We start from the raw sequence: 10,941 nt of genomic DNA, 5'->3' as shown, positions 1-10,941 counted from the left end.
TACCCGCTTAAGGCCGCCTGATTTTAAAAACTCTTTAACTACCTTTAGCTTGAACTGCTTGCTGTACTTGCTCATAAAACAAAACCCCCTTGGCTGGACATAACGTCCAACTTTTGGGGGTCAGTTCAGAAGGTGGTTTTTTATTTCTGGGTGGTCGGGGCAGAATCGAACCAGGGTGGAGGATGTCTGATCCTACATCTTTAGCCTTTCATTGCCTGGAAAGAGGTTCTTTATGGACTCTTCATCGACCTCCGTCTTGAAAGTGAAATTGGTCTTAATGGCCTCCACTGCTTGAGCACTCGGCTTGGCATTAATCTCATCTAACAAACGCTTCACGCTAGGCAACTTATTCCAAGCACCTTCACCCAAGAAGAAAGGAATCATTCTTGCCCATGCCTACACGGACATATCCAACATCCCATACTCTTTCAACATGTAAGGCTGTTTAGATAAACGAGCCTCTAAGATCTCCCAATGACGCCATGCCTCAAAATCATAGCGATTGACCGCATACTCCTTAGGCTCTGGCGCAAAATGCTTGAAGTGGACTAACTGCCCACAATAAGGGCCGATTCCTGTAGCCAGAAACATGAGCCATGAATAAAACTCCGCATGCGCCTCTGGCGTTTTGGCTGGCATGAACTTACCAATCTTCTCGCCTAAGTACAGCATGATGGCGGTACTATCAAAAACCTTAATATCGCCATCAACCAAAGCAGGAGTCTTGCCGTTAGGATTAATCGCCCTAAATTCTGGTTTGTGCTGATCACCTTTACGAGTATCGGTAACAACAATCTCATAAGGTGTATTGGTCTCCTCTAAATAGAGGGCAACTTTGATCGGATTCGGAGATGGGTGAAAGTACAGTTTGAGCATTTTCTTATTCCAATGGTTGGGTGCTTTAATAATACCCATCAAATGAAAAAACCACCCGTAGGTAGTTTTAGTGCTTCTTGGTGGCCCGGGGCGGAATCGATTAGGGCGTAGGAGTTCTCATCCTTGCGGAAAGTGCTCGATATGAACCTCACCTTGCCGCCCGAAATAGTTGACATACTTTCCAGCTATCCAAACGATGTATCCAATACAGCCGGCAGACATCGTTAGCTTAATAAACTCAGGGTATCTAACCGCATCACTTTGAGCACCACGAATGGCTGAAACAACATCTTCTTTATTAAATGAACTTGGAATCTCAATTGAAGGTATTGCCATGGGAATAGTAAATGCCCCATTGCCTGACAAATAATAAGTCGTAGATTGATTCCGATAGTCAGCGAAGTAGGACTCAACGCCAACCTCAATTAAGCGGCCCAATGCCTCTGGGAACGTTAACAAGCCAGCATGAGATTCACGAGCGCATTTTTCAATAACTTCTTTTGTATTCGGATTCATAAGCAACCTTAAATTGATAGCTTGAATTATCTCGCCTCACAAATGAAAAAACCACCCGAAGGTGGTTTTGGTGTTTCTTGGTGGCCCGGGGCGGAATCGAACCACCGACACAAGGATTTTCAATCCTCTGCTCTACCGACTGAGCTACCAGGCCAAGACTTGGAATTATAAATGAAACTGCTGGGAAGCTGTCCAAATGTGCTTACTGCATCTAACTCTAGAGAAAATGCTGCAAATCCTTGGCTAGGGGGATGTTCCATCCTGCTGACGGTGTGCGACTCGGACAAACTATTGCCAAATATCTCTTGAATTCCAATTTTCGGGAAATCCCATGCGCTTAATCTCAATTGATGGGTATTCGTTAAATAAATCCAATAAACGAGCACCCCAAACAGTCCCCGGCGAAATCTTCTTAAGTAAAACTTGAATCATTACTACTTGGGCATAAAACCGATCTTGTTGAGATAGGTCATTTGCAACCTTTCTAGCAACAGCAGGTCTAATCGTATATCTTCTGTTCCATAAACGCTGATGGTGAGCCGCAAGATTTCTTAAGTAACTTAAGGCATGTAGCCATGAGGCAAATATTGAGACATCAAGCTCATATTCTTTAGCAATTGGCTTTTGATACTCTCTGGCAAGATTTTTAAAGATCTTTGACACCGTACCCAGCGATAAAACTTCGAAAACCATCCATGATGGAGGCAATGCGGGATCTGTGTACTTATCGTAGTAGTGCTGAATGAATATTTGTCTTACAGCTTTTCTAGAATGGTCGTGACCAATATCCTTTTTTAAGCGATCCAAAAAATCATCGTGATCAAAACCAGGGAAAAATGGAGTTCCATCCAAATACCAGTGCGCACCAATTCTCTCGCTCATCTGCCAACTAATGGTAGCCCTTACAGCCACCTCAATTCGCTCCAGCGCATCTATAACCAAAAGACGAAGTTTTCTATCAAACACGTATAGGTCAACAACATCTTCAAAGCGAGTATTGGGTAAAAATTCGTGGGTTCCATCAGCGTTGTAATTCAACTGGAATGGCAATGCATATCCCGCCAATCTAAAGTAACCAATAAATTCCAGATACTGCCTTGCATAAATCTCATCAACAACAATCAGTCCGCGATTTCGCATAATCGCAATCTGCTCTTGAATTGTGGTTGATGGTTTTTGATATCTCATAAGTAAAAAACCCCCCGGGGTGAGCATTGTTAAGAGGCTTGGGGGGTGTTGTTGTTATTGATTGTACAGATATCTATTACCCCAATCTATTAGGGTGTTTATTTACAACAATATAAGAATTAGGCCTTTAAAAAAGGGTTTTCTTTACTTTTGCCTATGAATTGCACTTAAGTCTTGCTGCGCCTTGTGCATTTGTTGCCTAGCTCTCGCCCTTATTGCGCGAGGTATCTATTCCCAATGCTTTCAGTTTGCGATACAAATGGGTTCGCTCTAGACCTGTGTACTCTGAAATCTTGGTCATACTGCCGCCCATGATTTGCATTTGATGTTCAAAATACGCCTTCTCAAACAAATCTCTTGCCTCCCTCAAAGGAAGATCAAAGTACGTTTTTGCAATCCCACTAATGTATTCGCCCTCAACAGCTGGAGCAACTGATTCAGCAACCACCTGCTTTGGTGTGACAACGGAGTTAGTGATCGACTGAACGGTCCTAACCTGTTCTGGCTCTACATATTTAGGAGAGCTCTCCAGTGCCTTGCTGACTGTCTTTAAAAGTTTCTGTAGGGCAATCGGTTTTTCTAAAAAGTTGAGAGCACCAATGCGAGTGGCTTCAACAGCAGTGTCAATCGTTGCATGTCCCGACATCATCACTACTGGCATCGTGAGCTGGCCAGTATTGGACCATTCTTTTAATAATGTAATGCCATCGGTATCAGGCATCCAAATATCTAACAAGACTAAGTCGGGGCGCATTTGTTCGCGAATAGTGCGCGCCTGAACAGCGCTTTCTGCAGCGTAAACAGTATGGCCTTCATCTGTGAGAATCTCATTGAGAAGCTCACGAATTCCCATCTCGTCATCAACAACCAAAATACTAGCCATGCTTATGCTGCCTCTTTTGCTAGATTCATAAACAATATTGACACTTTCGCACCAACCACTTCTTCACCCTGCATACGGTTCCGAATTTCAATTTTGGCCGAGTGATCATCAATGATTTTCTTCACTACTGCCAAACCCAGGCCCGTGCCTTTGCTCTTAGTTGTTACGTAAGGCTCAAAGGCTCTTGCCAATATCTTAGCTGGAAATCCAACCCCACTATCACTTATTGTTAATCGCACAGCATTTTGCGCTATGCCATTGTGTTCGCCATAAGGGACTAACTCTGTCTTAACCTCCACCGGATTACCGGGATGGGGACCCTCAAGAGTGGCATCTTGGGCATTTTGTAGCAAGTTATGGATTACCTGTCTTAGTTGTGTGGGATCCCCCATGATCTCTGGGCAATGAGGATCTAACTGAGTGCGCAATGGACTGCCCTCGTATAACCCCAAAATCTCAGAGGTGAGCGTATTGATAGAAACGGGCTTGAGTTGTGGGGTTGGCGTCTTCGCAAAATCCCTAAAATCATTCACCATTTCTTTCATAGCTTGCACCTGACCAATGATGGTTTCAGTGCTGCGATTAATCATTTCTTCTTGCTCTGGGCTCAACTTGCCTGCAAGCTTATGCTGCAATCTTTCTGCAGAAAGCTGAATAGGCGTTAGAGGATTTTTAATTTCGTGAGCAAGGCGTCTAGCTACTTCACTCCAAGCGATAGATCTCTGTGCGCTCACCACATCAGTAATGTCATCAAAAACAACCATGCGTAAGTCGCCAGTTAGCTCTGTGCCACGCACGAACAGGGTCACACCTAATTCATTTTCAAATTCATTTGTAGTGTGCAGTTGAATTTGTTTTTGCCACACGGGCGCATTCATCGGCGCGGTCTTTTGTTCTGCATCACCCTCGCCCAGAACTGCGAGCTTCATAGTAGAAAAGCCCTCTTTGATGGCCCCCTCAAACTCCAATAGAGTGGGGCTGCTGCCGAGGGGCTTTCCATCAAGCAGAGTAAGGTCCTGACCAAAAATACGATCTGCACCAGCATTACTAGAAACAACGTTGTAGTTTTTGTCGAAAATGCATACGCCTGCCGTGAGACTTCCCAATACGCGCTCTAAGAATGCTTTGGATTCTTGCAAAGAGGTCCGGGTGTCAGCCAGCTGCCTAGTCATGACATTAAATTGCCGCGTAAGCATGCCAAGTTCATCGCCAGTATCAAGCTCTGGCTTTGGCGACAAATCTCCCTGTGCAACTGCCTGGGTGCCCCTCAGTAGCATTAGGAGTGGGCGTGCAAGCTGCCTGCCCAACATCAGCGCCAAAGTAATGGCAACGAAAACCGCAAAGAAAAGGGTAAGCGTTAATGTGCCCACAAACATCTTACGAAGGCCAGTGCGCCCCAACGCTTTCTCTTGATACTCACTATATGCAGACTCCACAGCAAAAATGTTTTTTGCCAACGGGGTTGGTATATAGCGCACTAGCTGTAAAAAATATTTGTCTTCAGTGTCTTTGCCAGAATCTAATTTGTTATGAATTGATTTTTTTCGTATAACAGGAACAATTGCCCTGATTCGATAGCCTCGTTGACCGCCCTCCACTTCAATTTGGTCTAAAAAAGTCATCCCCTTCTTGCTAAATGCTTCTGCAACTACATCGGCACTAGGTGCAGGAAAGTATTTTTTAGGCTTTAGCTCGCTTGTGAAGATCAAATTGCGTTGCATATTGAAGAGGCTGACCTCTTGAATACCAAATTGATTGCGAATTTTCATCACAGCTGCAGCTACCTGCTCAGTAGTTGTACCCGATGGGACTTGGACGATCTGCTCGGCAATGAAATTACCCTCGCCCAAAATTTCTTCTTGGGCCACCCGAAAAGTTAAGCGTCCCAACTCTAAACCCGAGTTCAGCGCTGTCTCCACTTTGACGTCAAACCAAGTCTCAATACTGCGCGACACAAACTGTAATGAAACGCCATACAAAATTAAGCCCGGAACAATTCCGACCAGGGCAAAAATCATTGCCAACTTTGCAATCAAACGCGTGCCAAAGTGCCCGCGATACCATCGCACGGCGATAACAGCCACCAGAATCAAAATAACCAGAGTTAAGCAAATTCCAATGACTACATTGGCGGCATAGAGCCAAATAAAGTAGTTATCAAAAAATTCTGTATTAGATGAGGCAATCGCCAATAAAACTAAAAGCAATAAAGCAAAAGCACCGATCACGACGATCGTGATCGGAATTATTTTTTTACTCCAAGCTTTGGAAGTAAAAAAGTCAGGGTCTAGCATGGCTGCTATCGATCTCATCGCTTAATTAAATTAGGGCCATTGGGAGAAAATGGAAAGTGATACCAGTCGCTTGATACATTCCAGTCGCGGTTATTGAGTGCGTTTACTTGAAATGGTTTTGGTAGCTTACTAAGATCCAGGCTCATCCGCATGCTGGCTGCATAAGATTTACTGGGATCTAGTTGAGCGCCGTCAATGACTCGCCACCCACCAATACTCCCCACCGCCTGCAATGCCTCAGACATAGTTTTGGCAGAAAAGGTAAAGCCCTCTGAAGCAATTCGGTACTGCTGTGTCAATGGCTGATAAGAAAGTCGCGTCTGCCTTTGCACAAGCACAGACTTTTCATCAAACCAATACCAACGCGATCGCATTAAATCAAACTCCGTTTGGAAATAGAGGACAACGCCTTTTTGCACTGCGTCTTCTAGTCCGGGAGATAGCTCAATCTGAAAAGTGGCATTGAGAAGCCAGTCGTTATCCGCCTTCTCCAGCTCAAAGGATTTAATCTTAATTCCTTCGGCGCTAACGGTGGTTGAAAAAATACCCAACACCATCAAGAACAAAAAGAAGAATTGTTTAATGCTTCGGCTCATGGCCCATTTTTCTTAAACAAAGCATAGTAAAAACCGTCGTTTAGCTCACCAGGCAAAATCTGGCCTGGAGCGGCTAATCGTACCGCATTGGAGTGCTGGTCAGCAAACCAAACAGCCTGCTCTTCGCCCTCCTCGGGAAATATTGAGCAAGTGACGTACAAAAGAGTGCCCTCCACTTGGAGCATCTTCCATGCCTGATTCAGAATTGCACGCTGCCTTTCTTGCAAAGCCCGGAGATCTGCTTCGCGCCTTAAAAATGGAATATCAGGATGTCGCGACACTATTCCAGAAGCTGAGCAGGGGGCATCAAGCAGAATCTTGTCAAAAAGAACGCCATCCCACCAAGCCGCCTTGGAAGCATCGCCGCGTAACACGCGGACTTTGTCAGATTGCAAACGAAGGCGGTCTAGGTTGCCGCCAATTTTTCCAATGCGCTCGCCGTCCAACTCTAGAGCCCGCATCGAACAATCTACAAGCTCCAATAGATGTGCCGTTTTTCCACCGGGAGCTGCACAGGCGTCCAACACCAACTCTCCGGCCTGGGGATTTAATAAGATCGCGGCCAGTTGTGCGCCCGCATCTTGCACAGAGACAGCGCCAGTATAAAAACCTGGCAAGTCTGATACGGGAACCGCCTCAGGCAATAAGAGAGCGGCGGGCAATTGAACCCCAGCCAACTCATCTATTGGTTTTGATGAAATTCCAGCCTCAGATAATAAGGATTGATATTGCTCACGCGTATATTGCCTTTGATTTACACGCAAAATTAATAGTGCGCGCTTAGCCTGTTGAAACAAAATAGATTGCCATGCTTTGGAGTAATTGCGCTTGAGGTTTGCTCGCCACCAAGCGGGTACATACATTGGAATTGGATCAGGCGGAAAATGCTTCTCGCCCGCTGGCGGTTGCACTACAAGGCTGACCTTGCGTAACACCGCATTCACCAAACCTTTGGCATACATGGTTTCGTCATATTCGCCACAGGCTTTCACTGCCTGATCCACAATCGTGTGGGCTGGATAGCCCTTGCTCTCGGCTGGATCTTGTAAAAATAAAGCAATCGCGACGCTGAGCAAATGATCCACTTCAGGAGGCGGAGTCTTTGGAATAAATTGCTTAATGAATTCATGAGAACGCACCCATTTACGAAGTGCATCAAAACTCAGGCTCTGCACGATCGGGCGCTCATAGGCCTCTAGCTCATCCAGAACTTCTGTAAGCGATCTTCCGCTGATGACCTCGCTTACCGCTTGTGCGGCGATCGTGATTGCTTCAGAGAGCGGGAGACTGCGTGGTGTTTTTTGATCAGTCAAATTAATTTGCTCCGGGATATACCCCGTTTTTAGCCATACTCATTAAACGTGCCACCCGCTCCTCAGTTGGTGGGTGGGTTGAAAATAGTTGCGCAAGACCGCCAGCACTCAAGGGATTAAGAATCATCATCTGTGCTGTTTCAGGATGCTGTTCAACCGCTTGAAACGGGATGCCTTGTGCATAGTTATGAATTTTTTCTAATGCCTGCGCTAGCGCCTCAGGATCAGCGCTTATTTCTGCACCACCGCGATCTGCCTCGTATTCTCTTGCGCGAGAAATGCTCATTTGAATTAGGCTTGCTGCAATCGGGGCCAAAATTGCCACCATCAAGCTAGCTATCGGATTGTTTGGCCTACCCTCAGAATCTCGCCCACCAAAGAACATGGCAAAGTTAGCCAATGCTGAAATGGCTCCCGCCATAGTGGCGGCGATAGTCGAAATCAAAATATCACGATGGCGAACGTGGGCAAGCTCATGCGCCATCACGCCGCGCAGTTCGCGATTCGAGAGAATTTTCAGAATGCCTGTTGTTGCGGCAACTGATGCATTGTCTGGATTGCGTCCTGTTGCGAAAGCATTAGGAGCATCTTCATTAATTAAAAATACTTTAGGCATCGGCAAGCCAGCATTCTCCGACAACTCTTTAACGAGTCCGTAAAACTGCGGGGCAGATCTTTCATCAACCTGCTGTGCATTAGTCATCTTCAACACCATGGTGTCGGAAAACCAATAACTGAAAAAATTCATTCCAACAGCCAGTACTAGAGCCATCAACATGCCCTGTTCACCACCCAACATACCGCCAACCACAATAAAGAGTGCAGTAATTGCTGCCATCAAAACAGCAGTCTTTGCAAAATTAAACATTTCTACTCCTTTGTTTGAAAGCGCAACAATTTTTCACCAACACCAATCGGCTGCAAGTACGTTTTGGCATCTATTTTTTTACCGCCCGGTTTTTGCATCTCTAAGACCTCAAGCACCCCTTCACCACACTGTATATATGCGCCCTTATTACCAAACCCAAGGACCTCGCCTACAGTACCGGTGGCGCTGACAGCCTTAGGGTCTGCAAGCCTTGAATCCCAAAACTTCACAGCCAGCCCATTAAGATTGCTGCTTGCCCCCGGGAAGGGATTAAAGGCCCGAATACGTTGGTCGATTTCTTTGGCGCTGAGGGTCCAATCGATCTCCGCCTCACTCTTCAATATTTTTTCGGCGTAAGTAATGCCGTCTTTTTCTTGGGGTGCTCGAGATAAATCTTTGTCTTGCTCTAAAGCATTTAAAACATCTACTATCGATTTTGAGCCAAGCCCTGCTAAGCGATCATGCAAGCTTGCGCTCGTTTCATCACGAGCGATTTCAAGTTCCGCGACTAAAACAGTGTCTCCGGTATCCAAGCCAGCATCCATTTGCATAATGCAAACCCCCGTTTTGGCATCGCCAGATTCAATTGCTCGCTGAATTGGCGCCGCACCACGCCAACGGGGCAACAGCGAAGCGTGAATATTAAAGCTGCCGTGTCTTCCTTCCTTCTCGCTAATACCCAAGATCTCTTGGGGCAAGATCAAGCCATAGGCCACCACCACCATGGCGTCAAAGTCAATAGAGGATAAGCGCTCATTGGCCGCCACCGCTTGCGCCTGCTTTTGCGGATCGGAACTAGTGAGCCGCAATGTCTCTGGTTGGAGCACAGGAATATTTTTCTGCAAAGCAAACTCTTTAACTGGACTTGCCTGAAGGTGCATGCCTCTGCCGGCACGACGATCGGGCTGGGTTAAAGCCAACACAATTTCATGACCAGCATCGTAAATTGCGCGCATCGCTTGCGCAGCAAACTCAGGAGTTCCAGCAAAGACGATTTTCATTCGGGCGCTTAGCGCTGACCTACTAATTCTTTAGCGCGCTTCTTCATTTTTTGTGAAATACGAGTTCTTTTGAGTATGGATAAATACTCCACAAATACTTTGCCCTGCAAATGGTCTAACTCGTGCTGCAAACAAACTGCCAATAAACCATCGGCCTCTATTTCAAATTCTTTACCCTCAATATCTAGTGCCTTCACTCGAATCTCGGATGGCCTCTCGACTTCGTCATAAAACTCTGGAACAGATAAACAACCTTCGCGCCAAGATTTTGTTTCAGAGCTTGCCCAAACAATTTCTGGGTTGATAAAAACCATCAGTTCATTTTGTTCATCAGACACGTCAATCACCACAATGCGCTCATGAATATCCACCTGAGTCGCTGCCAAGCCAACACCGGGAGCTTCATACATAGTGTCTGCCATATCGGCGACAATTTTTTTAATACGAGCGTCCACTTGCTCCACTGGTTTAGCAACCTTGTGCAAGCGCGGGTCTGGGTAACAAAGGACGGATAACAAAGCCATATAAGAATTATCCAACAGAGCTATCAGTCTGTCCTGATTGCCGCAATTCCCCCAAAGAACAAAATTGATTTATGCAAACTTCGCCGACACCCAATTCCATTCTCCAAATTAACCGCCAGAGCCCCCATTACCCAAATCGCCTCCATGATTTATATGATCCCCCAGGTTCTCTTTATATATATGGGGACATTCATCTTCTGAAGAGACCTATGATTGCGATCGTAGGCTCAAGAAACGCCAGCCCTGAAGGTTTAAAAAATGCATGCCTGTTTGCCCAAGCGCTATCAAAAGCGGGCGCCTTGATCGTTTCTGGCCTAGCAAAAGGGGTTGACAGTGTCGCCCATGAGTCTGCCATTGGGCTTGGGCCCAATCACTCCACTGCGGCAATATTAGGAACCGGCATAGATGTCGTCTACCCCCGGCAAAATATCGAGCTATCTCGGGCCATCAGCCAGCAGGGAGTATTGGTGTCTGAGCTACCTCTGGGGTCAGGGCCTAAGGCATGGCACTTTCCTAGAAGAAATCGCATTATTGCCGCTTTAGCGCTTGGTGTCGTTGTTATAGAGGCGGCGGAAAAGTCGGGCTCCCTCATCACTGCTCGCCTGGCCGCAGAGCTTGGAAGAGAGGTTTTTGCCCTCCCTGGGCCCATCCACAACGCAAATTCTAGCGGTTGCCATCTACTCATTCAGCAAGGTGCAAAACTAGTCTTTAGACCGGATGATGTTCTTGAAGAGCTTTGTTTTTAAGCAAAAATGCCATTTAAACAGCCTAAAGAGGGGTTTTTATCTGAAAATCGGAAGTGTCGACACGCCCAAAACTGGCCAAAAATAGCGGTTTTTGGACTTTTCCCAATTTATCGGTTAATAATAAAAAAGGGGTATG

At 46.1% G+C, this 10,941-nt stretch carries 10 protein-coding genes, 1 tRNA gene and 1 pseudogene; 1 reads left to right on the top strand and 11 read right to left on the bottom strand.

All coding sequences use genetic code 11. The features are described from left to right. Positions 1 to 192 precede the first annotated feature (192 nt). The 11 genes and pseudogenes from ICN40_RS07010 to def all read right to left on the bottom strand — a co-directional run bounded on the left by ICN40_RS07010 (position 193) and on the right by def (position 10,059). Positions 193 to 876, bottom strand: a pseudogene (locus ICN40_RS07010) (glutathione S-transferase family protein). 117 nt (positions 877 to 993) lie between these two features. Continuing rightward, a complete protein-coding gene (locus tag ICN40_RS07005; protein ID WP_215380249.1) occupies positions 994 to 1,392 on the bottom strand; it encodes a DUF1398 family protein in 399 nt (132 codons plus the stop codon). A gap of 78 nt (positions 1,393 to 1,470) precedes the next feature. Then, positions 1,471 to 1,546, bottom strand: a tRNA-Phe gene (locus ICN40_RS07000). A gap of 134 nt (positions 1,547 to 1,680) precedes the next feature. Beyond that, positions 1,681 to 2,580 (bottom strand): Abi family protein, encoded by a 900-nt coding sequence (locus ICN40_RS06995; protein ID WP_216243070.1) that lies wholly within the window; start codon positions 2,578 to 2,580, stop codon positions 1,681 to 1,683. Positions 2,581 to 2,779: 199 nt separating this feature from the next. Then, positions 2,780 to 3,463 carry a response regulator gene (locus tag ICN40_RS06990; RefSeq protein ID WP_216243068.1) on the bottom strand — a complete coding sequence of 228 codons (684 nt, stop codon included), beginning with the start codon at positions 3,461 to 3,463 and terminating at the stop codon, positions 2,780 to 2,782. Between the two features lie 2 nt (positions 3,464 to 3,465). Then, positions 3,466 to 5,775: an ATP-binding protein gene (locus ICN40_RS06985; protein WP_216243066.1), complete on the bottom strand. Its 2,310-nt coding sequence runs from the start codon at positions 5,773 to 5,775 to the stop codon at positions 3,466 to 3,468. After that, positions 5,772 to 6,353 (bottom strand): DUF4390 domain-containing protein, encoded by a 582-nt coding sequence (locus ICN40_RS06980; protein ID WP_255561279.1) that lies wholly within the window; start codon positions 6,351 to 6,353, stop codon positions 5,772 to 5,774. Before ICN40_RS06980 ends, ICN40_RS06985 begins: the two co-directional genes overlap by 4 nt. Beyond that, on the bottom strand, positions 6,350 to 7,666 hold the full coding sequence (rsmB, locus tag ICN40_RS06975) for a 16S rRNA (cytosine(967)-C(5))-methyltransferase RsmB (protein WP_216243064.1): 1,317 nt from the start codon (positions 7,664 to 7,666) through the stop codon (positions 6,350 to 6,352). The genes ICN40_RS06980 and rsmB overlap by 4 nt, the downstream gene beginning before the upstream one ends. Position 7,667: 1 nt before the next feature. After that, on the bottom strand, positions 7,668 to 8,534 hold the full coding sequence (gene htpX / locus ICN40_RS06970) for a zinc metalloprotease HtpX (protein WP_216243062.1): 867 nt from the start codon (positions 8,532 to 8,534) through the stop codon (positions 7,668 to 7,670). A gap of 2 nt (positions 8,535 to 8,536) precedes the next feature. Next, entirely contained in the window at positions 8,537 to 9,535 is a 999-nt protein-coding gene (gene fmt, locus ICN40_RS06965) for a methionyl-tRNA formyltransferase (protein WP_216243060.1), read from the bottom strand. Between the two features lie 8 nt (positions 9,536 to 9,543). Beyond that, positions 9,544 to 10,059 (bottom strand): peptide deformylase, encoded by a 516-nt coding sequence (gene def, locus ICN40_RS06960; RefSeq protein ID WP_216243058.1) that lies wholly within the window; start codon positions 10,057 to 10,059, stop codon positions 9,544 to 9,546. Positions 10,060 to 10,130: 71 nt separating this feature from the next. Here def and dprA point away from each other — a divergent pair, with 71 nt between their 5' ends. Beyond that, a complete protein-coding gene (dprA, locus tag ICN40_RS06955; RefSeq protein ID WP_216243056.1) occupies positions 10,131 to 10,805 on the top strand; it encodes a DNA-processing protein DprA in 675 nt (224 codons plus the stop codon). Positions 10,806 to 10,941: the final 136 nt, after the last annotated feature.

This window comes from Polynucleobacter sp. Fuers-14 (assembly GCF_018882045.1).
Lineage (GTDB): Bacteria > Pseudomonadota > Gammaproteobacteria > Burkholderiales > Burkholderiaceae > Polynucleobacter.
The sequence above is the reverse complement of the archived record's forward strand: the minus strand, read 5'-3'. Positions and strand labels throughout refer to the sequence as shown.